We start from the raw sequence: 23796 nt of genomic DNA on the forward strand, positions 1-23796 counted from the left end.
ACGGGTACGTATGGCGGCTGTTGCTCAGAAAGGAGCCGCCACCGTGGGCAGCCTCACGACGTCGTCGTCCGACCGCCGCGCCACCGTCTCCCTCTTCTCCCGTCTGCGGACGGCAGAAGGACAGGCTGATCCCTTCCCCTTCTACACGGAACTACGGTCCAAGGGAGGAGTCCGCCCCGCTCCCTGGGGCGGCTTCCTCGTCACCAGTTTCGACGCCTGCGACCGCGTACTGCGCAGCGCCGAGTGGCTGGAGCCGGACAAGAGCTGGCGCGACCGGCAGGGTCCCCGCACCCGCTGGAGTGCTCCGTCCTCGCGCGAGATAGGCAGCACGATGCCCGCTCTCAACCCACCGGAGCACACCCGGGTGCGCCGGGCGGCCGGCGGATTCGACCGGACGGCCATCCAGCAGATGAGCCGGACGGTCCTCGGGCTCACCGACGGTCTCCTCGACACCCTGGCCGAACGCCTCAGGGACGGCGAGGAGCACGCGGACTTCGCCGCCCTGGTCAGCGAGGAACTGCCGATCGCCACCATCGGCGCCTGGCTCGCCCTGCCGTCGGCCGACTGGCCACGGCTGCGCGAACTGACCCATGAACAGGTCTTCACCCAGGAACTGCTGCCCTCCGGCAGCCAGTTGGCCCGGTCCGACGTGGCGATGGCCGAACTGCGCTCCTACTTCATGGAGCTCATCCGCGACCGGCGCGGGCACCCCGGCGACGACCCCGTCTCGCGCTGGATCACGACCTGGGACGCCATGGAGCCCGACCGGGACAAGGCCGACGAGGCGGTCTACTTCCTGGTCCTGTTCGTCCTGCTGGCCGCTCTGGAGACCACCTCGACCCTGTTGTCGACCATGACGCTCCTCCTCGTCGAGGACCCCGCACGCTGGGACCTGCTGGCCGCCCGCCCCGACCTGGTACCCGCCTTCGTGGAGGAGACACTGCGCTACGACCCGCCGGCCCACGTGATCAGCCGGGTCGCCGCACGCGACGGCCTGCTGGACGGCGTCGAGGTCCGCGCCGACGACATGGTCCACCTCATGGTGGGCGCCGCCCACCGCGACCCGGCCAGGCACCCCGATCCCGACCGGTTCGACCCGCACCGCAAGGCCTTCCACAACCTCGCCTTCAGCGGAGGCATCCACTACTGCCTCGGCGCCCCGCTGGCCCGGCTCGAAGCCCACACCCTCCTGCGCCAACTGGTCGGACGCCTGCCCCGCCTCACCCTGGCCCGACGCCCGCTCAGGGCACCCAGGGTGGCCTTCAGGCGTCTGCTGAACCTGGACGTCGCCCTCGCATGAACCACATACTGCCGCCCCCCGCCGTCCGCCCCTCCGCCATCGACACCGAGCAGGACGGTCCCGTCCTGCGAGTACGCCTCAATCCCGACGGGCAGGACGACGTCCTGAGCGCCGCCGCGATCGACGACCTCATCGCCCTCCTGGACGGCCTGCACGGACGGCCCGACGTCCGTGTCCTGGTCCTGTCCTCCCTCGGACCGGACTTCTGCACCGGAGCGGACCGCGGCGAGTACCTGGACGCGGTCAACGCCGACCCGTCCGGCGCCGCCCTGCGACGGGCCGTGGACAAGGCCCACCGCCTCTGTCACGCCCTGGAGAACACCCACGCCGTCACCATCGCCCGGCTCCACGGCAGGGTCGTCGGCGCCGGACTCGCCCTTGCCGCGTTCTGCGACCTGCGGGCGGGCTCGGACACCTGCCGGTTCCGCATGCCCGAGGTCGCGCTGGGCCTCCCGCCCGCCTGGGGAGGCGCCCTGGGCCGGCTGATCTCCGAGGTCGGCGTCGCACCGATCCGCGAACTGGCGCTCACCTGCGAGGTCTTCGACGCCTCCACCGCCCACCGGATCGGCCTGCTCCACAAGGTGGTTCCCTCCGACCGACTGGACCGCACCGTCGACGCGTGGACGAGACCGCTCGCCCGACGCTCGCCCGAGACCCTCGTCCTGACCAAGCGGATGCTCGCCGGCTACGCGCAGACCGGCACGGCCAACGTCTCCCTCCTCGACTCCCACCTTCTGTCCAACACCCTCAAGTAGCCCTGGAAGCAGCCCTGATACGGCGCGGACCCACTCCGACCAGTGCGTCCGCGCCGTCCCGACCGGCCGGTTGTCCCCAAAACGCCTGAGCGCGGGCGATGTTGCGGGAAGAATGGACACCGTGCCGTACGAACACTCCTCCATCGACCCGACCAGGCCCAGCATCGCTCGCGTCTACGACTACCTGCTCGGCGGCAAGGACAACTACGCCGCGGACCGTGAGATCGGCGACGTGTTCAAGCGCGACCTGCCCGGTTCGGTGACCGTCGCCTTCGCCAACCGCGCGGCCCTGACGCGGGCGATCAGGGAGATCGCGACGACCACCGGCATCCGGCAGTTCATCGACCTGGGCAGTGGTCTGCCGACCGCGGACAACGTCCACCAGGTCGCGCAGCGGCACGCCCCGGATTCCCGGGTCGTCTACGTCGACAACGACCCCCAAGTACTGGTCCACGGTCGCGCGCTGCTGGAGAACAACGATCGGACCCGCGTCGTCGCGGCCGATGTTCGCGACCCCGAAAGCATCCTCACCCACCGCGACACCATCGAAGTCATCGACTTCTCCCGGCCCGTCGCCGTCATCCTCAGCGCCATCCTCCACCACGTCAACGACGACGAGGACCCGGCCGGCATCGTCCGCCACTGGCGCGACCACGTGCCCTCCGGAAGCCACTTCTTCGTCAGTCACTTCCGCTCGGGCGACAACCAGGAGACCGAGGAGGCCGAGAAAGTCCTCCAGCGGACGTTCGGCCGCGGCCGGTGGCGTACCGACGCGGAGATAGCGACGCTGCTGGACGGCCTGGAGATCCTCGACCCGGGAATCGTCCCCGCGCCGCTGTGGCGCCCCGACCGGACCGAAAACCCGTGGAGCAACGGCGCGGAACGGGAGTTCACGGTCTGGGAGCAGCTCATCGCCGCCGGACTGGCACGAAAGGCATGACACGACCCCCGGACGACTCCGCGCAGGGGTGATCTGCCCACCCGTCCTCCGGAGACCGCCGGTTCATCGGCGCCTTCCACCTCCCCTCGGCGTGGTCGGGCCCCCGGCCGCGGGTCCGTTCCTGGGTGCACATACCACTTGCATACCGGTGGTTCACCGATCCCGAATTGACCCCGCCTAGCTTCGGTGGGACCGGTCGGCGATCGCCGTCCGGCCCGTGGAACCCATCGGAGGACCACCATGGCCGAGGACATCGAACCCACCCCCGAAGAGGTCGTCGAGGACGCGCAGTCCCAGGAGGAGCCGGAGGTCGAGGCGCACTCCGCGGAGGCGGTCCTGGGCCTGCAGGGCATCGAGGACGCGTCGCAGGCCGGGATCATCGACGACCCGGCGGCGGGGAGCTGCAGCTCCTGCAACGGCTCGCTCTGCTCGTGACGCACCCCCAGTAGTACGGCGCCGGCCGGGCCGTGGTGGACCACCGGCCCGGCCGGCGGTCGAGCCCGGTAGCCGGACGCGGACGAGAAAGGACCCCGTAGGCATGCAGCTCCCCTGGAACACGATGCTGCGTTACCTGAGGTACGACCCCCGTTGGTTCGAGGACCCCGTCCGCCGCCAGCCCGGCAGCGCCCATCTGACCGAGTTCCGTGCGGCGATGCCGGGGAACTGGCGGCTGCGGCGCCACGGACACTGGCTCGTCGGGGACCCGCCCGGCGCACCCGAACTCGGCCAGGGCTGGAAACTCCACGTCTCCGCCACCTCGCGGACCAGCGCCGAGACCCTGCGCCGCAGCCTGCCCGTGCTGCGCGACGCGGGCGTGCGCTTCAAGTTCCTGATCGACCCCGCCGAGGTGCGCGAGCTGAACAGCAAGTCCTTCTCCCGTCCGGCCAGCGGCAAGTTCATCACCGTCTACCCGCCCGACGTCACGTCCTTCCACGACGTCGCCCGCGGGCTCACCGAAGCGTTGCGGGGCTTCGAGGGCCCGTACGTCCTGTCGGACCGCCGCTACCCGGGCTCCCGCGTCGTCTCGTACCGCTACGGCGGCTTCACCAGCAGGTTCCGGCTCCAGCCGCTGGGCGTGCGGGAGTTGCTGATCGAGTCCCCCGACGGGGCCCTGGTCCTCGACACCCGGACCCCGTACTGGTCCATGCCGGAGTGGACCACGGATCCCGTGACCGGCGAGGGCCCGCCCCCCGCCGCGGCCCCGGAGGAACCGGACGCGCCGGCGGCGAAGCGCGTACTGAACGGCCGGTACGAGATCGAGAGCGCCATCGCCTTCAGCAACCGCGGCGGCATCTACCGCGCGGTGGACACCGTCACCGGCGCCGACGTCGTGCTGCGCGAGGCCCGCCCCGGTGTGGAGGTCGGGCCCGACGGCCTCGACGCGGTCGTACTGCTGCGCCACGAGTACGACCTGCTGACGGAACTGGCCGACAGCGGGTTCTTCGTCCGCCCCCTCGACTTCTTCCGGCAGTGGGAACACTCCTACCTCGTCGAGGAATGGGTGGGGGACAGCCATCTGGGACTGATCGTGACCACCGAGAACCCCGTGTTCGAACTCGACCTGTCGGCCGAGCGGTTGACCGCCTACTACCAGCGCCTGCAGCGGGTGTGGCTGCAGCTCGCCGACGCCATCGCGGTCTGCCACGAGCGCGGCATCGTCCTCGGCGACCTGTCCCCCACCAACGTCATGGTCACGCCGGACGACCGGATCCGCGTCATCGACCTGGAGTCCGCCTTCCACGAGGACGGCGCCCCCGGAGCCGGGCTCATGACGCCGGGGATGGTCACCCGGCGCGCGCTGGCCGCCAAGCACGGCGACCGCCGCACCGACTACTACGCGCTCGGCGGCCTGATGCTGGCCACCATGATCGCCTGCCAGCAGAACGACATGGTCGACCACGAACTCCCGCTGCGCCTGATGACCGAGGTGGCCCGGGACCTCGACCTGCCCGCCGGACTGACCTCCCTGATCAGCGACCTCTACAGCGAGGACGAGGAACTGCCCGACCCGGCCGTGCTCCGCCGGCGGATAGCCGGGCTGCCGTTCGACACCGCCTGGCGCCGGCCGCCGCCGCTCGCCCACCGGCTGCGGCCCGAACCGGAACACAGCACCCCCCTGCACGAGCGGATCACCGAGGTGCTCGACGGCGTCGTCGACTACATGAAGGGGACCGCGACCGTCGAACGCGACGACCGGCTCCTGCCCGCCGACGTCCTGGTCTTCGAGACCAACCCGCTCTCCCTCGCCCACGGCGCGCACGGCGGCCTGTACGCCATGCACACCCTGGGCCACGAGATTCCCGACGCCCTTCTCTCGTGGACCCTGCGCCGGCCGACCGACCACGACGCGCTGCCCCCCGGCCTCTACTACGGCTCGGCGGGCGTGGCCTGGTCGCTGTCCGCGCTGGGCCACCGGGACCAGGCGGTCCGGCTGCTGCGCGAGGCCGGCGGCCATCCGCTGCTGCACACCGAACCCGGCGTCCTCACCGGCGCGGCGGGCCACGGCATGGCCTGTCTGCGGCTGTGGCGCGACCACGGGGTGCAGGAGTTCCTCGACCGCGCCGTCGCGATCGGCGACCGTCTGACGGCGGAGGCCCGCTGGGAGGACGGCCGGGCGCACTGGCCCGACTCGGCCGACCGGATCCCGGTCGGCTACGGCTACGGCGCGTCCGGCGTCGCCATGTTCCTGCTCGCCCTGCACGGGGCCACCGGCGACGGGCGGCTGCTCGACCTCGGGCTTGCGGCGCTGGAGTTCGACCTCTCCCACCCCATCCACTCGACCAGCGGAGTGCTGTCCTTCCCGTCGTTCGCGCAGAGCGAGGGCCCGCGGGTACGGCGCCACTACTGGGACGCGGGCACGGCCGGCGTGCTGACCACCCTCCTGCGCTACTGGGACGTCACCGGCGAGGACCGGCTGCGCAAGGAAGTCGACCGCGTCCTCCCCGACGTCCGCCGCAAGTACACCGGTCTCCCCCAGCTCTTCCACGGCATCAGCGGCCTGGGCAACACCCTCCTGGACGCGTACGAGTTCCTCGGCGACCCGGAACTCCTCGGGGACGCGCAGCGGGCGGCGGAGGCCGTGCTCTGCCACACCCTGCGGCGCCCCGAAGGCGTCGTCTTCCCCGGAGAGCAGTCACTGCGGGAATCCTGCGACCTCGCGAGCGGCTCGGCGGGCGTGGCCCTGTTCCTCGACCGGCTCCGGCACGCCGCCCCGGGACGGCGCACCAACCGGAACTTCCTCCTCGACGACCTGCTGACCGGCGCGCGGCCCGCCCCGGGGGACGGCTCGTGACCACCGAGGCCGTGCGGGCGGACGGGGGCCGGACCTCGGTGCTGCGCCACAACCGGCAGTTCCGGCTGCTGTGGGTGGGGCAGACGCTGTCGGGCTTCGGCTCCTCGATGGCCGGGGTGGCGCTGCCGCTCGTCCTGCTGGCCGGGGGCCATCCCCCCACCTCCGTGGCCGCGGTGACCACGGTGGTGGCCGTCACCGGCCTGCTGGTCCGCATCCCCGCCGGGATACTGAGCGATCACCAGGACCAGCGCAGGCTCGTGATCGCCTGCGACCTCGTGCGCCTGGTGGTCTCCGCGTCCGTGGCCCTGTTCCTGCTCGCGGGGCCCCTGCCGATGTGGCTGGCGATCGTCGCGGTCATCGCCTCCGCGAGCGCCATGGAGGTGTTCAAGCCGTCGCAGTTCCAGCTGATCCGGCGCGTCGTCAGCAGCGAGCAGATCCCCTCGGCGGTGTCACTGAACCAGGCCCGCGCCTACGGGGTGTCGATGGCGGGCCCCGCGGCGGGCGGACTGCTCGTCGGGGTGTACCCCGCGCTGCCCTTCGCGGTCGACGCGGTCACCTTCCTGGCGTCGGCGCTCTGCGTCGCCGCCATGGTGTCGCGCAAACGGGCGGCGACCGCGCCGCCGAAGGCCCCCGCGGCACCGGAACCCGCCACGGCCCCGCCGGCCCCGCCCGGTCCGGAGCCGGTGCGGCAGGCCCCGGCGGCGGGGTTCCGGGACCGGCTGACCGTCGGCTTCCGACACCTGGCGCACGACCCGTTCCTGCGCCGCTCCACCGTCTTCTTCAGCGGTATGACCGTGGTCTTCAGCATGTTCGGCTCCGCCCTGATGCTCGGGGTGGGCGACCGGCCCGGTGGAGCCGCGGCCGTCGGCTACGCGTTCAGCAGCGCGGCCGTGGCGGGGCTGCTGGGTTCGCTCGCCGCCCCCACCCTCCAGCGCAGACTGCCCCTGCCGGTCCTCGTCGCCTCGGGACCGGCGGCCGCCGGCGCCCTCCTGACGCTCGCGTGGCTCAGCGGGAGCACCCTCGCGTTCGTCGCCGCGTTCTCCGCGATGTCCCTGCTGGTCCCGGCGATCAACGCGGCCGTCGTCTCCGTCATGGCCACCTCGGTCCCCCCGGAGATCTACGGCCGCGTCACCACCGCCAACGACTTCGTCGTCCAGCTGCTCCAGCCCTGCGCGCCACTGGCCGCCGCGCTGCTGCTGACCACCAGCTCGCTGGCGGTGACCGCCCTGGTCCTGGCGGTCTCCTACCTGGTGCTCGCGCTCCTGGCCTTCACCCTGCCGACGCCGACCGCCGCCCCCATCGCTCCCCAGGAGCCCACCCGGAGTGACGCATGACCACGACCTCCCAGCACGCGCCGCGGTCCGCGGACCCCGTCGAACCGTCCCTGCCGCTCTCCGTGCTCGAACGGGGCGGCCATCCGGCCGGAACGAGTGCCGAGCAGGCGGTCCGGGACATGGTGGACACGGCCAGGACCGCGGACGCACACGGCTACCGGCGCTTCTGGGTCGCCGAGCACCACGCCGTGCGCACGAGCGCCAGCAGCGCCCCCGCCGTGCTGATCGCACACATCGCGGCGCGCACCGAGCGGATCCGGGTGGGTTCGGGCGGGGTGATGCTGCCCAACCACCCGCCCTACGCGGTCGCCGAGCAGTTCGCCACCCTGCAGACCCTCCACCCCGGGCGCATCGACCTGGGCATCGGCCGCCCCTCCGTCGGCAGCACCGAAGGCCACCGGCTGCTGGAGTCGGCCCTGCGGCGGGCCCCCGGGGCCGGCACCGGGTTCCCCGCCCAGATCGACGAACTGCTGGGTGTCCTGTTCGGCAGGGGCCCGGACCGCGACCGCTTCCACTCCCTGCCGCTGACACCGCGACCCGCCGCCCCGCCCGAGGTCCACGTCCTGGGCGCCGGCACGACCAGCGCCCGCCTCGCCGGGGAACGCGGACTTCCCTTCGTCTACGGCCACCACCTCAGCCGCTCCGTCTGCCGCCCGGAGGCCGTGGAGGGCTACCGGGCGGCGTTCCGGCCGGATCCGGACCACCCCGGGCAGGACGGCTCCCGGCCCCACCTCGCCGTCTCGGTCCACGTGGTGTGCGCCGAGACCGACGAACTGGCCGAGTCGCTGGCCCTGCGGACCGCCGTCCACATGGCCGCCCACTCCGGCAACGCCGCGTTTCCGGGCCCGCTGTCCCCGGCCCGGGAGGAACACCTGGCCCGCCGGATCCTCGACGAGTACCAGGTGGTGCACGGTTCACCCGCGAAGGTCGGCGCCGAACTGGAGGCGCTGGCCGACCTGTTCGCCGCGGACGAGCTGATGATCGCGCCCTTCGAAGTCGGCGGGAAGGCCCGCGCCCGCACGCTGCGCCACACGGCACGGGCCCGCGTGACGTCACCGGCCCGGCGAACGGCCCACCGATGAGGAGCACCCCGTCCCCCGCACCGGGCACCGCCACCCGGGACGCCCTGCGCACGGTGCTCGGGCAGTTCGCGACCGGAGTGACCGTGGTCAGCGCCGGGCGGGACCTCCCCCAGGGGATGACGGCGAACTCGTACACCTCGGTCTCGCTCGACCCCCCGCTCGTCCTGGTCTGCGTGGCCCGCACCGCGGCCGTGCACGCGACCGTGCTCGCGGAGCGGCACTTCGCGGTCTCCATCCTCCGCTCCGGCCAGGACCACCTGGCCCGGTACTTCGCGGACCACCGCAGGCCCCGGGGACCCGGCGCGTTCGACACGGTCGACACATTCACCGGGCGCGTCACCGGCGCGCCGCTGCTCACGGGCGCACTGGCCTGGCTGGAGTGCGCCCTGACCGCCGTGTACGACGGCGGGGACCACTCCATCCTGCTCGGCGAGGTGCGCGACCTCGCCCGCGGCACCCCGGGCGAGCCCCTGACCTACTTCGCCGGCTCCTTCCGGCCGTGACCCGATCCCGTCCACCACACACTCCGGAGCGAAGCATGAGCGTGGCCGACCCGATGACCGAGGACGCTCCGGACCCGACCGTGCCGGCTGTCCCGCCCGTGCCCCGGTCCGTGCTCGAACTCGGGGGCCGCCTCCCGGAAACCGGGCCCGAGCGGTCGTTCCAGGACATGGTGGACACCGCTGAGACGGCCGACGCGTACGGCTACGCGCGCTTCTGGGTCGCCGAGCACCACTCCTCGCACCGGACCGCGAGCGGTGTACCCGCTGTGCTGATCGCGCACATCGCGGCGCGGACCGAGCGGATCCGGGTGGGTTCGGGCGGGGTGATGCTGCCCAACCACCCTCCTCTGACGGTCGCCGAGCAGTTCGCCACCCTCCAGGCGATGTATCCCGGACGGATCGACCTCGGCCTCGGCCGGTCCGTGGCCGGGCCCGTGAGGCCGGACGGACTCATGGAGGCGGCCCTGCGGCGTGATCCGCTCGGCGCGGCCGAGTTCCCGGAGCGGATCGACGAACTCCTGGGCTTTCTGCTGGACCGTGGACCGGAGCAACACCGCTTCCACACGCTGCCGCTGACGCCCCGTCCGTCGAGCCCGCCCGAGGTCCACGTCCTGGGCGCCGGCGAGGGCAGCGCGCGGATCGCCGCGGAGCGGGGGCTGCCGTTCGCCTACGGCCATCACCTGGGCCGGTCCAAGTGCCGCCCGGCGGCGACGGCCCACTACCGCTCCGCCTTCCGGGCGGCACGGGAGGGCGGACGACCGTACCTCGTCGTCTCGGTCAACGTGGTCTGCGCGGAGACCGACGAGGAGGCCGAGACGCTGGCCCTCGACGCCTCGGCGCGGCTGGGCGGCTCCTACCGGGAGGCCGCCGCGGACACCACGCTGTCCCCGGCCCGGGCCCTCCAGGTGGCCCGCCGGACCCTCGACGAGAACCAGGTGGTCCTCGGCGCGCCGGCGAAGGTGAACGCCGAACTGGACGCGCTGGCCCGCCGGTCGGGGGCGGACGAGCTGATGCTGGTGCCGTACGAACTCACCGGCGCCGCACGCTGCCGCACGCTGCGTCTGGCGGCGACCGCCCGGCACACGCCCCCGCGGGAACCACGCGGACGGACGACGGCGGCCCCGGAGCGACGGCTCACCCGCTGAGGGAGCCGCCGGTACGGGCCCGCTCGGGGCCGCGCCCATCCCGCGCGGAACTGCGCCACCTCCGGGCCGCCTCCGGGCCGCCCCCGCGCCGCGCCCTCCATGGGGCCGCCCCCTTCGCGGACCCGCGCTGTCCTCCACGGGCCCCGCGCGGATCCGCGCCGCCCTCCCCGCAGGGCGCCCCCCTCGTGGGCCCGCCCCGCCCCCTCCCCCGGTCCGAGCCGCGCCCGCAGGCCCTCGGCAGGCTCCCGCCTGACGCTTGCGGGCTTGCGGACTTGCGGACTTGCGGACTTCCGAGCCCCGTCCCGGTGCCCGTCGGCCGGTCGATTCGGTCGATTCGGTCGGCCGGTCGGCGGACCGTCAGGTGGATGTTCCCAGCAGGCGGCGAAGGTCCTCCGCCATGCGCAGGGCCGCCGCGAGGTCCTCGCCGCAGAGGTCCGGTCCCGCCGCGCGCCGCCGGCGGTCGAGCACCACCCGCAGGGCGAAGGCCGCCTGCCGGGCGAACAGCGCCAGCAGATCCAGCTCGTCGAGGCTGGACCGGGACTGGGGAGCCGGGTCCAGGACCTCCAGCACGCCCAGGATCCGGTCCTCGTGGGTCAGCGGAGCCGCCATCAGGGCGTCGGGCACGTACTCCGTGGACTCGGCGAACGCCCGGTCGAAGTCGGAGCGGTGCGACAGGTCGTCCACGATGACGGGCTCGCCGGACATCACCACCCAGCCGGCGACACCGCTCTTCGCGGGGAAACGCCGGCCCACCAGAACGTCCTCACCCTGCCCGGAGACCGCCTGGAAGACCAGTTCCTGCCGCGCCTCGTCCAGCAGGAACACCGAGCTGGCGGCGGCACCGAAGATGGCGCGCGCCACGTCGACCACGGACCGCAGGAGTTCCTGCGAGAGCAGGTCGTTCGCCGCGTCGGTCTCAGCGTTGTCGTCGTTCACGAAGCACCCCTCATGCCGGTGTGTACGTTGGCCGCGGAAAGGTAGAGCGCGTTCTTGAGCTGAAAGCTCGTCAGCCTGCGGTGCCGGGACAGGACACGGGCGCACAGTCCCGTGATGTACGGCGTCGCGAAACTGTTGCCCGTCGTGCGGATCGTCGTGCCGCCGAGCCAGGCGACCTGGACGTTCTGGCCCGGAGCGAAGAACTCCACCGGCGGACTGGGGTTGTAGAGGTGCAGGTCGGGGTCGTCCTCCGCGTGGCTGCCCACGGAGATCACCGACGCGAACCGCCAGGGGAAGCTCTCCACCGTGGAGTTGTGGGCCGAGGCGACGATGACGGTCCGGCGGAAGTACGCCTCGTCGGCGAGGACACGCAGTTCCTCGACGAACCGTGCCCGGGTCGTGGACAGACTCAGGTTGATGACGTCGAAACCCTCGTGGATCGCCCACCTGAGGCCCGCCAGCAGGACGTCCCCGGTCCCGCCGAACGTCCTGCCGAGCACCTGCACGCTGTAGAGCTCGCACTCCGGCGCGATCCTGCGGATGATCCCCGCGCAGGCCGTGCCGTGACCGCAGCTGTCCGTGGCCGCGGTCTCCGTGACGCCGATCCCGTGCTCGTCCTTCGTCACGGCCCAGGCGCCGTCGACCCGGCCGACCAGCGGATGGCCGGCCTCCACACCGGAGTCCACGACACACACGCGGACACCGCGTCCGCGGGCGTCCGCCCCCTCCCGTGCCGACCCGGGGCGCTCCTCGTCGGCGGTGACCCCGATGTCCTCGGGTCGCCTGCCGCGCAGGCTCCACACCAGTTCGGGGCGGCGCGGCGCCGTCTGTACCGTGTCCATTCAGGGGCCCTTCGGTGTCCGGTCGGGGAGAGGAGCCGTGCCGGGGCGGGAGCCGCCGCCGGTACGCGCGGGAGTGGCGTCGAGGGCGTCGCGGGCCGCCGCGGCCCGGCGCACACCGGGCAGATGCCCCTTCGACTCGAAGCAGGTGACGGCCCGTTCCGCCGCCGCGCGCGCCTGCGCCGCCCCGCCCGTCCGCCGTACGACCTCGGACCGGTCGAGCCAGGCGATCGCCCTGACGACCGGCGAGTCGGTGCCGACGGCGTGGCGCACGGCGCGTTCGGAGAGCGCGACGGCGTCCGCGGGCCGGCCCTCGGCCACGGCGATGCGGGCCAGCAGTCCGTCGAGGTCGGCGGCGTCGGAGCGGGCCGGTGCCGCCGGGGCGGGCGAGGCGGTGCCCCGACCGCCTGCACCGTCCGGGCCGTCCGGACCGCCTGCACCGTCCGGACCGGTGGCCGCGGTCAGATGGGCCACCGCCTCGTCGACCCTGTCCGCGTCCAGCAGCAGCCGCGCCGACTCCCGGTGCAGCGCGGCCAGCAGTCCGTCGGCCCTGAGCGCGTGCGCGGCGGCGGTGGCCTCGTCGAGCAGTTCCAGCGCGTGCCGCTCGTCGCCCGCGAGGGCCTCCACGGTGGCGTGGAACAGCGGCAGCACCACCGCCCCCTCGGCGTAGCCCAGGCCGTCCACGAGTCGTCGTACCCGGGTGAGGCAGGTGTGCGCGTCCTGCCACCGTTCCCCGAGCGCGAACAGCACCGCCAGCGGGCAGTTCAGTGTCAGCCGGACCGTCGGCCGCTGTTCGCCGTGCTCGGCGAGCAGCTTCCGCGCGCGGGCCGTCGCCCCCGGCACGGGTTCGGGACCACGCCACAGGGAGATGCCCATGGCTCCCAGCGCCAGGGCGCGTTCGGGCTCGGCGCCCGAACGCCGTGCGTGCTCAAGGCCGCGGCTCAGGAGGAGGTCGGCGGCTTCGTGCCGCCCCTCGAACTGGCGCTCCTGTGCGAGCCGGACGGCCGCTCTGGCCTGGCCGAGTTCGTCGCCGGCCCGTTCGAAGACCGCCATGGTCCGCTGGGCGGTCTCGCCCGGGGTGCCGCCCGCGAGGTCCGCGGACACCACGGAGAGCGCGAGGCGCGCGTGCGCGGTCTCGACGGTGTGTGCGGTCTCTGCGATGTGCGCCGTCTCGACGGTGTGCGGGGCGGGCGCGGTCAGGACGTCCCGCAGCAGGGAGCAGCCCTCGTCCGTGCGACCGGTGGCGAGGCAGACCTCGCCGAGTCCGCGGGTGGCGGCGATCCGGTCGGGCTCACCGTCCCGGGCCAGCCCGAGGGCCCGGCGCAGGAGGCCGTCCGCCCAGGCGAGGTCGGAGCGGGCGAGGGCACGGGTGCCGCTCTCGACCAGGAGGTGGGCGGCGGAGCGCCGCAGTGCTTCGGTACGGGGCCCGGTGATGCCCAGTTCGGTCCGGTAGCGGTAGGCGTGCTCCAGGTGGCCGGCCATCGCCGCGCTCGCCTCCACCGTGCGGTCCTGCGTGCGGTTCTCCGTGCGGTCCTCGCCGCTTAGGGCCGCGTCCGGCGACCGGGTGGCCAGCTGTGCGGCGAGGTGTTCGTGCCGCTCGGCACGGGCGCGCTTCGCCATGGAGTGGTAGGTGACCTCGTGGAGGAGACCGCTGCTGAACCGGAGCACGGGCGTCTCCCGTCCGCTCGCGTCCGGCGGGTCCGGCGCGTCCACGAGCCGGTGCCCGCGCAGGCGCACGAGCGCGGCCTCGACACCGAGGCGCAGGGACGGCACGGCGTCACCGCCCGCCGGGGCGCCGGCCAGGACGTCCGCGGGCACACCGTCGTGGTCGCGCTCGGCCAGCGCGGCCACGTCGTCGGCGGTGAACTCCCGCCCCACCACGGCCGCGAGGTCCAAAGTGGTGCGCTCGGCCCGGCCGAGCGCACCGATTCGCGCGCCGAGCAGGGCCTGCAGGGTGGTCGGCAACCCGTCGGCGCCCCGGGCCCGGTAGCCGGACCCGTGTTCCATGACGGCCGCGACCAGGTGCTCCAGGTGGAGCGGGTTGCCGCCCGCCGCCTCCAGCACGTGCGCGGGTACGCCGGACCCGGCCGCGGTGTCCTCGGCGACGGCCTCGCCGAAACCGTGCGCGCCCACCTCCATGAGGGTCTCCGCGACGGTCGCGGCCTCGTGGGCGGTCAGGCCGGGCAGGGGCAGCGACCTGGTGGCCCGCCCGGTCGACGCCCACTCGGAGCGGCGGTCCAGGAGGTCAGGACGGGCCAGGCAGACGAACAGTACGGGCGAGGCGGTCAGGTCCGCGGCGAGTGTGCCCAGGACGTCGAGCAGCACGTCCGAGGCCCACTGGCAGTCGTCCACCACCAGCACGACCGGCCGCCTGCGGGCGAGCGCGGCCAGGAGGTCGCCGGCCGCGGCGCAGGTGTCGTCCACCGAGGGGTTCGGCGTGCCGTCCTCCAGCAGACCGCCGGCGAGCAGCGCGAGGGCCTGTCTGACCTCGTCGCGCTCGGCGGTGTCCTCATCGGTGTCCTCGTCGGTGTCCCTCTCGGCTCCGGCCGGATCCCGTATGCCGGGGAAGTCCCGCAGCACCTCCCGCACCGCGTCCGCCAGCGGTGCGAGGCTTCCGTGCTCGCCGTAGGGACGGCAACGGCCGGAGCCCTGGGCGCAGGCGGGACCCGTGTCCCTGAGCCACTCGTGGACCAGACGCGTCTTGCCCATGCCCGCCTCGCCGTGCACGACGAGGACGTTCGGTGCGTCGTGCCGCCCTGTCGCGTCCCGCAACGCCTGCCGCAGCACGCGGAGTTCGGCCGTCCTGCCGACGAGGGGCACGTCGAAGCGGCGCGAGAGCCGCGGGTCGTCCTCGGCGACGGCGAGCAGCCGGTACGCGGTCACCGGCGCCGTCTTCCCCTTGAGCCGCAGCGGGCCGACCGGCTCGGAGCGGGCGCTGGGGCCGGCCGCCCGCCGGGTCTCGGGACCGATCAGGACCTCACCCTCGGCGGCGTGCTGTTCCAGCCGGGCGGCGACGTTGACCGTCTCCCCGGAGACGAGGGCCTGCCGGGTGGACACGTCGGTGCTCGTGACGGCGGGTCCGGTGTTGACTCCGATCCGCACGGCCAGCCGGATGCCCAGGGTGGGGTGCAGTTCGTTCTCGTTGAGGTCGTGTACCGCGTCGAGCATGGCGAGCGCCGCGGACAGCGCCCGCCGGGCGTCGTCCTCGTGGGTGACGGGCACCCCGAAAACGGCCATGACGGCGTCCCCGATGAACTTCTCGACCGTGCCCCCGCACTCCTCCAGCGGCGCCCGCATCCGGTCGAAGTACCGCAGGACGACGGTGCGCAGGGTCTCCGGGTCGAGTACTCCGGAGAGCGCGGTGGAGCCGACCAGGTCGCAGAAGACGACGGTCACGATCTTGCGTTCCTCGGCGGGGGCCGCCGCGCCCGCGCGGCCGACAGGCACGCCGCAGGACGGGCAGAAGCGTGCTCCGGACGGCATCGCGCGGTCGCAGGCTGCACACCGCATGGCTGACTCCTCCTGGCTGACGGTTCGCGGACGGTCGGCGCGGGTGCGCGAGTGCGCTGGGCCGCACGGGCCCCGGTGTCAGAACAGCGCTCCGCCGGCGATCTCGCTGTGCGCCTGCACCTCGGGGCCCGCCTCGTCGAGCCGGCCCTTGAGGTCGAGGACGAGTTCGAGCTCCTCCGCGCTCAGGTCCCGCAGCACCTGGCGCTGTTCGTCGGTCAGTGCGGCGAGTCCGAAGCCGTGGATCTCCAGGGCGCGGAGCGTGTCGTCCCCGCGGTCGTCGGGACCGCCGGCTGCCACGGGTTCTTCCAGGTGTTCGCTCATGACGGGTGCGTTCCTCCCGGGAGGCGGCGGATCGGGCGTGGTTCCCCTGCGATCCGGGCGAACAGCCCGATGAGGCCGTCCACGGTGTGCAGGGCGCTCGTGGTGACGGCCCGCCGCAGGACAGGCGTCAGCGGAAGGGCGTCGAGGAGCTCGAAGAGGTCGGCGGTGTGTCCGTCGTCCAGCTCGGCGTGTGCGCGGACGGTGTGCAGCGAGGCCTCGGGGACGCCCGACGAGGCGATGTGGTCGGCGAGCCGGGGAGCGGGGGCGTTGCTCTCCAGTACGGCGATGTATCCGAGCAGGGCGACCGGGTGGTGGTGCTCGATCCAGTAGTACTGGGCTCCCACGAACCGGGCGGTCGACGGCGGCGGCTGCTCGCCGGCGACGGCCGCCGCGGTGTCGCCGAGCGCGATGTCGCCGAGCGCGGCGAGATCGGTCAGCAGCCAGTCGTCGTGGCCGCGTTCCTCCTCGGCGTGGACCCGGAGGTAGCGCTCCAGCGGTGCGGCGACCGGATCGTGCGGGCGGAGCGCCGCGCACAGCGTGGCCGCGCGTTCCATGAGCGGGACCGAGGCCCGGATCACGCCGTGCATCACCGCGAGGTACGTCGCGTAGCGCGGGGCGAGTCCGGTGGGCCGCCACAGTGCGTCGGTGGCCGCCCGCACCATCGGCTCGGTGAGCGCGAGCCGCGCCCGGAGGCCGGCGGCGGCACTCACCGCGGTGCTCACCGCGGGACTCATCGGGGTGCTCCGGGCAGGGCGACCAGGTCCTCGTACCCGGCCGTGCCGTGCCGGCGTACGAAGGACACCGGGCCGGCCTCCCGCTGCCGCTGCGCGACGTGGTGATCGAGCAGCGCACCCGCCGGGCCGCCGGCCAGCCGGTCCGCGGCGGCGAGGACTTCGGGGTGCTCGCCCAGAGCACGGCACCCGTCGCAGTACCCCGGCCGCGGACCGGCACCGGCCGCCGTGCCGTAGCGGGCGGTCAGATGGCCCGGCCCCACCGTCCTGATCATCCGCAGGGCGGGCGCCGACCGTACGCGCCGGCTCACGGAGGCCCAGTCGCTGCCGTCGAGGTGGCCGACCGTCAGGTGGGCGGGGGCCGGCCGGCGGTCGACGGTGTGCTGGTTGCAGCAGGCCAGGATGGTGCCGTCGGCCGCCACGACCGGCCAGGCGGCCATCGAGCAGGGCCGCACCCGGCCGGGGTCGGGGGCGGGGACGGTTTTCGCGGCGGCCCAGGAGGCGGCGCGGCCCACCGGGCGCAGCGAGTTGACCAGCATGGGGACGCGGTCGCCGAACGTGCGGCGGATGTCGGTGGTCACGTCCGCGAGGTAGGGGTCCCGCGGTCCGTCGCCCACGACGTGGAAGCTGCAGGCGATCCCCCGGTCGAGGACCTGCCGCACCACCGAGAAGGCGCGGGCGCGGGGGACCTCGCGTTCGTGGAAGGCGTCGACGCTCACCGAGAAGTGGTCGAGCGCGCCGATCGCCCGCATGACGGCGGGCGGGATCACGGCACGGTCCGGCCCGCCGGGTCCGGGGCGGTTCCCGGCGCCGCGGGCGGCGAACCAGGCACCCGTGAGCAGTGCGACCCGGGTGCCGGCGGCGCGCGCCCGGCCGGCCAGTTCGGCGGTGAGGTCGCTGCGCAGCAGTGGTTCACCGCCGGTCAGCATCAGGACCTCGGGGCGGTCGGTGGCCTCGAAGGAACCGACGAACCTCAGGAGCCGGGCGGAGTCCGGTTCGGGGGAGGCCATGGTCGAGGTGGTGGAGCAGTGCGCGCAGTGCAGCGGGCAGCGCCCGGTGACGGTGACCAGCAGGCCCGCGGACGGGACCGGGCGGAGGGACATCAGTTCGGCGAGTTGCATGGCGTGCTCACCCTCCGTCCGTGGGGTCGGCCGTCTGTGGGGGCGGCCTCCTCCGAAGCGTCGGCCAGGACGGTTCGGGACGAGGACCGTAGCGGTTGGGATCCGGTAAAGGCCCAGGTGGCGGCGGAGTCCGGCGGGTGGTTCAGGCGGGTATCCGGGTGACCGGCGGCTGTCGCAGGGCGGTCTGTTCACGGGCGAACACCCTGATGAGCCGCGGCAGTTCGTACCGTGCGGCGTGGGCGGTGATCTCGCTGTCCGGGGTGAGGAGCACTCCGGAGTCCATCAGGGACTCCAGCCGGCGGAGCACCTCGTGCTGTCCGCTGCCGAGCCGGGCGGCCGCCTCGGCGAGGGTGAAGGGGCCTTCGGGCAGGCCGGCCAGTTCACACAGCGCCGAGCGGTCCGCCGGGGACAGGTCCTGCCAGCCGCTCGCCAGCCGTGGCCGTACGTCCATGTCACCCGCGACGAGTTCGTCGAGCACCGTCCGGCTGTCCGCCAGCCGCCGGGCGTACTCGTCCAGCGGCAGATGGCGTCGTACGGCGAGTTTCAGACCGCACACGCGCACCGCCAGGGGCAGCATCCCGGTGGCGGTGACGATGTGCACCGCGGCCTCCCGGCCGGCGCCGAGCCGGGCGGGGCCGACGATCCTGCCGAGCAGTTCCAGGCACTCCGCGGTGTCGAACGCCGTCGCCTCCAGCCGGTGCGCCGGGGTCAGTCCGGCCAGCGGGGTCCGCGCGGTGACCAGGACCGCGCTGGCCCCGGTGTCGGGCACGAGCGGTCGCACACTCGGTTCGTCGGCGCAGCCGTCCAGCACGACCAGGACCTTCCGCCCGGCGAGCCAGCCGCGCCAGGCCGCCGCCGTGCGGTCCGGCTCCGGCGCGCCGGCGGTCCGTGCGGTGGACGGCGTGGGCGAGCCCACGAGTTCGGCCAGTTCGGCCAGTACCGAAACGGTCGGCCGGGCCCGGCCCGCCGTGTCCCGCATCCGGATCAGCACCCTGCCGTCGGGGAACGCGTCGGCCAGCCGGTGCGCCGCGTGGACCGCCAGCGCGGTCTTGCCGGTCCCGGCCGGCCCGGTCACCACCGCCAGCCGCGGGCCCGTGTCGTCGCGGGCCAGGAGGGCGAGCAGTGTGCGCAACTGCTCCCGGCGGCCGGTGAAGTCGGGCAGGTCGGGCGGCAGCAGGGTGGCCGGCCGCCAGTCCGGACGGTGTCCGTGCCGGGTGCCGGCGTGGCCGAACACGCCGCCGGTGGCGCCGCCCCCGCCCGAGAGCATCGACCGGTAGAGCGTCTGGAGTGCCGGACTCGGCTGCAACCCGTATTCGGCGGCGAGGAGTTGGCGCAGGCCCTCGTAGGCGGCGAGGGTCTCGGTCTGGCGTCCCTGGTCGAAGAGGGCGTTCATCTGGGCGGCTCTCAGCCGTTCGCGCTCGGGGTGCTCCTCGACGAGTTCGCCGATGGTCTCGGCCACCTCGTAGGAGTTGCCCAGCCGCAGTTCGGTCTCGGCCCAGCTCTCGTACGCCTGCAGACGGCGGCCGTCGAGCCGGTCGGCCTCGCACCGCAGTGCCGGTGAGGACCGCAGGTCGTGCAGTGCGGGTCCGCGCCACAGACCGAGCGCTTCGCGCAGCATGCCGGAGGCCTGGGCGAGGTCGTTCTGGTACGTGGCCTCGCGGGCGGCGCGGACCAGGCGCTGGAAGCGCAGGGCGTCGAGTTCGTCGTCGTCCACCCGCAGCAGGTAGCCGCCGGCCTGGTGGACGAGCCGGTCACCGGCGCCGACGGAGTCCAGGAGCCGGCGCAGGGCCGATACGTACACCTGGATGTTCTTCCGGGCCGTCCGGGGCGGCTCGCCGTCCCACAGTGTGTCGGTGAGCAGGTCGAGCGGGACGGGTGTGCGGGGGCGGCACAGCAGCATGGCCAGGAGCAGCCGCTGTTTGAGCGGTCCGAGTGCGAGGGGGAGGACGTGTCCGCCGGCCGCGTCCGCCGCGTGTGCGGACAACGGTCCGAGGACGGAGAACCGCAAGCCGGTGCACGGTGGTTCGCCCATATCCGGTCCACCCTTCGGTCATGAGCTGAGATGAATGTATCAAGACGCTGACATATACCAGATGCCTTGGGCATGGGTAAACGGCGAGTATGCGCCACACTCCCCACGGTGATCACCGGATGACGGTCACGCTCAACTGCCACCATGAGAACGCCAGTTGTCGTCTGCGTGTCATCACGGTTTCCCGGTATGCCTTCGTCTTCGGTCTGTCCGTCGACGAGGAGCGTCAGCTAGGATGAACGACGCGTACGGTCGACCCACCGAGGCGGCACCGAAGGGCGGAAGGCACGTGATGGGCGAGAGCGGACCCGCGTCGACACCGTCGGACTCGATGCTGGCGGACCGCATCGACGCGCTGTTCCGGGTCGTGCGGCGACCCAACCGCGAGCAGTACAGCCACGAGGAGGTCGCCCGCGCCTGCCGTGAGGCGACGGGCGAGAGCTTCTCCGCCACCTACCTGTGGCAGCTGCGGACGGGACGGCGCGGAAACCCCACCAAGCGCCACCTCGAATCCCTCGCCAAGTTCTTCGACGTACCCGTCGTCTACTTCTTCGACGACGAACAGGGCGCCGTCATCGCGAAACAGCTGGAACTGCTCGACGCGCTGCGCGACGCCGAGGTGCGCAGCGTGGCACTGCGCGCGGTCAACCTCTCGCCCGAGGGCATGGGCACGATCAGCGACATGATCGACGTCATCGCCCGCCGCGAGAAGGGTGCGGGCGGCGCCGGACCGTAACCGGCGAGTGGGCTCAGAACGGTGGACTCGCGAGTTCCGGCGGCGGCGAGAGGACGGCGTGTGCGTAGTGACCGGCGAGGGCGGCAGCGGCGGCGATGTCGGCGCATCGTCGACGGGCTCGACCTGCCCACCCCCTTCGACGCGGCCGACTTCATCGGCGCGCTCGCGCGGATGCGTGGCCGGCCCATCGAACTGATGCCGGTCCGTTCCACGTCGGACATCCCGTGCGGAGTGCTGATCACCACCGACCGCGCCGACTACATCGTGTACGCCGCCGACACCACGCCGCTGCACCAGCAGCACATCCTGCTGCACGAGGCGGCCCACGTCATCTGCGGCCACTACGAGACGGCGCCCGCCTCGTCGGCCGCCGCCCGGGTCCTGCTGCCCGACTTACCTCCCGCACTGGTACGACGCGTCCTCAGCCGCAGCGTGTACACCGAACCGCAGGAGCAGGAAGCCGAACTGGTCGCCTCGCTCATCCTGACCCGTGCGGCGCACCTCGCCCGGACGGGACCCACCGGGCCCGAATGGCCGCGACTGCACACCCTGTTCGGACGGACCGGGAACCAGGAACCCGCCGGGGACGGCCGGCCCACCGACGGCCCGCACGGCGCCGACGGCCCGCACGGCACCGACGGCCCGGACGGCACCGATGGCTGACCTGGGCAGTCTCGTCGCCGCCGCCCTCTTCCTCTCCTTCGCCCTCTACCGTGCGCTGATCATCTGGCGGGGCTCCGACCCCGCCCAGCGGTACATCGCCGGTTTCGCCGGGTGCATGGGGGCCGCGATGCTCTTCAGGGCCCCCGTCGTGATGTCCGCCCTGCGGGACCTGGCACCGCTGGACACCGTCGTCATGCTGATCACCCACGAACTGAAGAGCTTCGCGCACGTCATGCTGCTGCTGGTGGGGCTGTCGCTCAGGCCCGCCGCCGCCGACCGCAAGGCGCAGGGGCGGCAGATCCGGCTCGCGGCGGCGGTCCTGGTGACCGGAGCCGCCGTCCTGCTCATGGCGGGCGTCAGGGCCGAGAGCGGGCTGGCGACCGCCCCACCGGACCGCCGGTGGTTCCTCGCCGTCTACAACGTGCTCTTCGCCGCGTACGGCACCTGGTGCCTGCTCGTCCTGACCCGTGAACTCGTCCGGCAGACCCGGCAGGTGGCCGCGGGACCGATGCGGACGGGACTGCGGCTGATGACCTTCGCCGCGCTCCTCGGCATCGTGTGGACCCTGTGGGTCCTGACGTACGTGCCCATGAACCTGACCCAGGGACTCCACACGGCCAGCGAGGACGCGGTGTGCAGCGTGCTGGGCGCCGTCACCGCCGCCCTCGCCACCGGCGGGGCCACCGCGACCTGGTGGGCGAGCGCGTCCGGCGGGCCCCTCGCCGCGCCCGGCCGCTGGCTGTCCGCGTACCGCACGCACCGGGCCCTGGAACCGCTGTGGTCGGCGCTGCGCACCGAACTGCCCCAGATAGCGCTCGATCCCGCCGCCCCGCGCCGCCCGGTGCTGTGGCGGGCGGAGTTCGACCTCTACCGGCGGGTCATAGAGATCCGCGACGGGCACCTGGCCCTGCGTCCGTACTTCCCCGCCGACGCCACCGGCCGGGCGGCACCCACCGGGACCGGCGGGACGGCCGTCGACCCCGCCGGTCCCGTCGGTCCCGTCGGTCCTGGTGAGCGGTCGGCGGAAGTCCGCGCCGTCGCGGAGGCCGCCACCATCGCCGCCGCCCTGGAGGGCAAACGGGCCGGGCGGGCCCCGGCCGGCCCGCACCCCTCCGGCCCCGTGTCGCAGCAGATAGCGAACACCGTCGCCGCCGAGACGGCATGGCTCCTCCTGGTCACGGCCGCTTTCGTGTCCTCACCCGAGGTCGCCGCGGCACGCGTCCGGGCCCGCACGGACATCGCCGGGCTCCAGGACGGACCGCGGTCACGGTGAACACGAGCAGGCCACCAGGCGGTCCGTGACCGGCGATACCTGGCACCCCGTGGCCGTACGAGACCCCGGCGTTCCTGCCGGGGTGCGTGCATTTCTTGCTCACCCCCGCCACCCGCGCTCGGCAGTCGCGACGGCAGATCAATGCGGCCGCCCCTGATGGGACGGCCGCATCTCTATTGCGCATTACGCGTCACGCAGACACTCCCCGCGGTATGTCACCGGAATCCGGTTCGGTCGTGCGTGCGGCCGCGCGTGCGTTCACTCGCTTTTTCGTTCTTTCGTTCTTTCGTTCGCGTGGGAAACGGAGATCACATCGAGGAGAGAAGCACCGACAGCCGTGCCTGTTCCACGGGAGAGACACGCTTGGACCATGCGCTCCAATTGGGGTGCTTGATCCTGCTCTTGTGCCTTCCGGTGTGGACGGTCTTCAGCTCGTTGTGGCTGATTCCGGCCTTATACTGGACCTCGTGCTTCGCGATGCCGGCGATACCGGACGCCTCGGAGACGACTCCGTCGTTGTACGACGACACGGTGGTCCAGTCGGTGGTCCAGCCGGTTCGCTTGTTGGACTTCGGCATGGCCGTTCCGAGGCTCTTGAGGAACGCGCTCCTCGGCTTCATTTCCTTGCACTGCACGAAGATCCCGCTGCACGCGTAGCCCGCCTTGGTTCCGCCGTGCGGGGTGCCGAGGGTGACGACGTCCTCGATGTAGAGCTTCTTCGGGAAGCCCGGGGTGCCCTTGCTGCTGTGGTAGAGGGCGGCACGGACGATGAGACCGCCCATGGAGTGGGCGACGACGTCGACCTTCTTGTTCTTGTTGGAGTAGTTGTCGGCGACGTAGTTCGCGAACACCTTGGCCACGGTGTTGAGGGACTTGTTGCGGGTGCCGTTCTTGTACGTGTACGAGCAGTTCTTGTCACCCTTGTAGTAACCGAAGGTGAGCAGGTTGCCCTTCCAGTTCTTGTTCTTGAAATGCTTCCGGGCGGACGAGAAGTACTTGGCGCAGTCGTGCTTTCCGGTAGGCGCGAACCCGTGAACGAAGATGACCCGGTTGCCCGATCCGTCCGAGTGGCTCGGCGCCGCGCCGGCCGGCGTCACCGTGAGCATGGTGACGGCGAGTGCCAGCACCGCGGAAAGAAACAGCGTGAGCCGCTTCAATGACCTCTGCATGTGAATTCCCCGTGATGTGTGATGAGTTGCCTTTGCTGAACTCTTGGTCTGAAATTAAGGGACCGCCCGGAGAAATACATGTCACGCGAACGCGTGACAGCCCACCGTCCCCGC

Annotated in this window: 20 protein-coding genes; 12 read left to right on the forward strand and 8 right to left on the reverse strand. The window is 73.0% G+C overall.

The genetic code is table 11. From position 1 onward, the window contains the following. Positions 1 to 10: 10 nt before the first annotated feature. The 9 genes from ACZ60E_RS14785 to ACZ60E_RS14825 all read left to right on the forward strand — a co-directional run bounded on the left by ACZ60E_RS14785 (position 11) and on the right by ACZ60E_RS14825 (position 10351). Positions 11 to 1300, forward strand: a complete 1290-nt coding sequence (locus ACZ60E_RS14785; protein WP_384799524.1) for a cytochrome P450 — start codon at positions 11 to 13, stop codon at positions 1298 to 1300. After that, the gene (locus ACZ60E_RS14790; RefSeq protein ID WP_469440585.1) at positions 1297 to 2055 is read left to right on the forward strand and encodes an enoyl-CoA hydratase/isomerase family protein; all 759 of its coding nucleotides are present in this window, start codon (positions 1297 to 1299) and stop codon (positions 2053 to 2055) included. The genes ACZ60E_RS14785 and ACZ60E_RS14790 overlap by 4 nt, the downstream gene beginning before the upstream one ends. Before the next feature lie 112 nt (positions 2056 to 2167). Continuing rightward, positions 2168 to 2995 carry an SAM-dependent methyltransferase gene (locus tag ACZ60E_RS14795; protein WP_469440588.1) on the forward strand — a complete coding sequence of 276 codons (828 nt, stop codon included), beginning with the start codon at positions 2168 to 2170 and terminating at the stop codon, positions 2993 to 2995. 240 nt (positions 2996 to 3235) lie between these two features. Then, positions 3236 to 3430: a hypothetical protein gene (locus ACZ60E_RS14800; RefSeq protein WP_267029434.1), complete on the forward strand. Its 195-nt coding sequence runs from the start codon at positions 3236 to 3238 to the stop codon at positions 3428 to 3430. 103 nt (positions 3431 to 3533) lie between these two features. Beyond that, entirely contained in the window at positions 3534 to 6287 is a 2754-nt protein-coding gene (gene lanKC / locus ACZ60E_RS14805; RefSeq protein ID WP_469440592.1) for a class III lanthionine synthetase LanKC, read from the forward strand. Continuing rightward, positions 6284 to 7621, forward strand: coding sequence for an MFS transporter (locus ACZ60E_RS14810; protein WP_469440594.1), 1338 nt, complete (start codon positions 6284 to 6286; stop codon positions 7619 to 7621). The genes lanKC and ACZ60E_RS14810 overlap by 4 nt, the downstream gene beginning before the upstream one ends. After that, entirely contained in the window at positions 7618 to 8703 is a 1086-nt protein-coding gene (locus ACZ60E_RS14815; RefSeq protein WP_469440598.1) for an MsnO8 family LLM class oxidoreductase, read from the forward strand. Before ACZ60E_RS14810 ends, ACZ60E_RS14815 begins: the two co-directional genes overlap by 4 nt. Beyond that, on the forward strand, positions 8700 to 9206 hold the full coding sequence (locus ACZ60E_RS14820; protein WP_469440600.1) for a flavin reductase family protein: 507 nt from the start codon (positions 8700 to 8702) through the stop codon (positions 9204 to 9206). The genes ACZ60E_RS14815 and ACZ60E_RS14820 overlap by 4 nt, the downstream gene beginning before the upstream one ends. Before the next feature lie 35 nt (positions 9207 to 9241). Further along, complete coding sequence (locus tag ACZ60E_RS14825) at positions 9242 to 10351, forward strand: MsnO8 family LLM class oxidoreductase (protein WP_469440602.1); 1110 nt, start codon at positions 9242 to 9244, stop codon at positions 10349 to 10351. Between the two features lie 357 nt (positions 10352 to 10708). Here ACZ60E_RS14825 and ACZ60E_RS14830 read toward each other — a convergent pair whose 3' ends face one another. From ACZ60E_RS14830 to ACZ60E_RS14860, 7 genes are all read right to left on the reverse strand, one after another. Beyond that, positions 10709 to 11287, reverse strand: coding sequence for a GAF domain-containing protein (locus ACZ60E_RS14830; protein WP_384799550.1), 579 nt, complete (start codon positions 11285 to 11287; stop codon positions 10709 to 10711). Next, positions 11284 to 12129, reverse strand: a complete 846-nt coding sequence (locus ACZ60E_RS14835) for a S8 family peptidase (RefSeq protein ID WP_469440605.1) — start codon at positions 12127 to 12129, stop codon at positions 11284 to 11286. Before ACZ60E_RS14835 ends, ACZ60E_RS14830 begins: the two co-directional genes overlap by 4 nt. Further along, complete coding sequence (locus tag ACZ60E_RS14840) at positions 12130 to 15636, reverse strand: adenylate/guanylate cyclase domain-containing protein (protein WP_469440607.1); 3507 nt, start codon at positions 15634 to 15636, stop codon at positions 12130 to 12132. It abuts the gene before it with no gap. A 78-nt stretch (positions 15637 to 15714) separates the two neighbouring features. After that, complete coding sequence (locus tag ACZ60E_RS14845) at positions 15715 to 15957, reverse strand: aroma-sacti cluster domain-containing protein (protein WP_384799559.1); 243 nt, start codon at positions 15955 to 15957, stop codon at positions 15715 to 15717. Further along, positions 15954 to 16691 carry an iron-containing redox enzyme family protein gene (locus ACZ60E_RS14850; protein WP_469440609.1) on the reverse strand — a complete coding sequence of 246 codons (738 nt, stop codon included), beginning with the start codon at positions 16689 to 16691 and terminating at the stop codon, positions 15954 to 15956. Before ACZ60E_RS14850 ends, ACZ60E_RS14845 begins: the two co-directional genes overlap by 4 nt. Beyond that, positions 16688 to 17809: a radical SAM protein gene (locus ACZ60E_RS14855; protein WP_469440611.1), complete on the reverse strand. Its 1122-nt coding sequence runs from the start codon at positions 17807 to 17809 to the stop codon at positions 16688 to 16690. The genes ACZ60E_RS14850 and ACZ60E_RS14855 overlap by 4 nt, the downstream gene beginning before the upstream one ends. A gap of 142 nt (positions 17810 to 17951) precedes the next feature. Next, entirely contained in the window at positions 17952 to 19841 is a 1890-nt protein-coding gene (locus ACZ60E_RS14860; RefSeq protein ID WP_469440614.1) for an AfsR/SARP family transcriptional regulator, read from the reverse strand. A 235-nt stretch (positions 19842 to 20076) separates the two neighbouring features. On the opposite strand from ACZ60E_RS14860, the gene ACZ60E_RS14865 reads away from it, so the two are divergent. The 3 genes from ACZ60E_RS14865 to ACZ60E_RS14875 are packed head-to-tail and all read left to right on the forward strand — an operon-like array spanning position 20077 to position 22513. Then, positions 20077 to 20577 carry a helix-turn-helix domain-containing protein gene (locus tag ACZ60E_RS14865; RefSeq protein WP_314410503.1) on the forward strand — a complete coding sequence of 167 codons (501 nt, stop codon included), beginning with the start codon at positions 20077 to 20079 and terminating at the stop codon, positions 20575 to 20577. 60 nt (positions 20578 to 20637) lie between these two features. Next, on the forward strand, positions 20638 to 21240 hold the full coding sequence (locus ACZ60E_RS14870) for a ParH-like protein (RefSeq protein ID WP_469440615.1): 603 nt from the start codon (positions 20638 to 20640) through the stop codon (positions 21238 to 21240). Beyond that, entirely contained in the window at positions 21233 to 22513 is a 1281-nt protein-coding gene (locus tag ACZ60E_RS14875; protein WP_469440616.1) for an MAB_1171c family putative transporter, read from the forward strand. Before ACZ60E_RS14870 ends, ACZ60E_RS14875 begins: the two co-directional genes overlap by 8 nt. A 308-nt stretch (positions 22514 to 22821) precedes the next feature. Here the strand turns inward: ACZ60E_RS14875 and ACZ60E_RS14880 are convergent, their stop codons facing one another. Next, positions 22822 to 23682, reverse strand: coding sequence for an esterase/lipase family protein (locus ACZ60E_RS14880; RefSeq protein WP_469440618.1), 861 nt, complete (start codon positions 23680 to 23682; stop codon positions 22822 to 22824). Positions 23683 to 23796 lie beyond the last annotated feature (114 nt).

The sequence above is a fragment of the Streptomyces sp. NPDC102514 genome (assembly GCF_055584525.1).

Bases quoted from the DNA above. Each gene is read 5' to 3' on its own strand.
- ACZ60E_RS14785 (WP_384799524.1), top strand. From the start codon at position 11: ATGGCGGCTGTTGCTCAGAAAGGAGCCGCCACCGTGGGCAGCCTCACG.
- ACZ60E_RS14790 (WP_469440585.1), top strand. From the start codon at position 1,297: ATGAACCACATACTGCCGCCCCCCGCCGTCCGCCCCTCCGCCATCGAC.
- ACZ60E_RS14795 (WP_469440588.1), top strand. From the start codon at position 2,168: ATGGACACCGTGCCGTACGAACACTCCTCCATCGACCCGACCAGGCCC.
- ACZ60E_RS14800 (WP_267029434.1), top strand. From the start codon at position 3,236: ATGGCCGAGGACATCGAACCCACCCCCGAAGAGGTCGTCGAGGACGCG.
- lanKC (WP_469440592.1), top strand. From the start codon at position 3,534: ATGCAGCTCCCCTGGAACACGATGCTGCGTTACCTGAGGTACGACCCC.
- ACZ60E_RS14815 (WP_469440598.1), top strand. From the start codon at position 7,618: ATGACCACGACCTCCCAGCACGCGCCGCGGTCCGCGGACCCCGTCGAA.
- ACZ60E_RS14820 (WP_469440600.1), top strand. From the start codon at position 8,700: ATGAGGAGCACCCCGTCCCCCGCACCGGGCACCGCCACCCGGGACGCC.
- ACZ60E_RS14825 (WP_469440602.1), top strand. From the start codon at position 9,242: ATGAGCGTGGCCGACCCGATGACCGAGGACGCTCCGGACCCGACCGTG.
- ACZ60E_RS14835 (WP_469440605.1), bottom strand. From the start codon at position 12,129: ATGGACACGGTACAGACGGCGCCGCGCCGCCCCGAACTGGTGTGGAGC.
- ACZ60E_RS14840 (WP_469440607.1), bottom strand. From the start codon at position 15,636: ATGCGGTGTGCAGCCTGCGACCGCGCGATGCCGTCCGGAGCACGCTTC.
- ACZ60E_RS14845 (WP_384799559.1), bottom strand. From the start codon at position 15,957: ATGAGCGAACACCTGGAAGAACCCGTGGCAGCCGGCGGTCCCGACGAC.
- ACZ60E_RS14850 (WP_469440609.1), bottom strand. From the start codon at position 16,691: ATGAGTCCCGCGGTGAGCACCGCGGTGAGTGCCGCCGCCGGCCTCCGG.
- ACZ60E_RS14855 (WP_469440611.1), bottom strand. From the start codon at position 17,809: ATGCAACTCGCCGAACTGATGTCCCTCCGCCCGGTCCCGTCCGCGGGC.
- ACZ60E_RS14860 (WP_469440614.1), bottom strand. From the start codon at position 19,841: ATGGGCGAACCACCGTGCACCGGCTTGCGGTTCTCCGTCCTCGGACCG.
- ACZ60E_RS14865 (WP_314410503.1), top strand. From the start codon at position 20,077: ATGAACGACGCGTACGGTCGACCCACCGAGGCGGCACCGAAGGGCGGA.
- ACZ60E_RS14875 (WP_469440616.1), top strand. From the start codon at position 21,233: ATGGCTGACCTGGGCAGTCTCGTCGCCGCCGCCCTCTTCCTCTCCTTC.
- ACZ60E_RS14880 (WP_469440618.1), bottom strand. From the start codon at position 23,682: ATGCAGAGGTCATTGAAGCGGCTCACGCTGTTTCTTTCCGCGGTGCTG.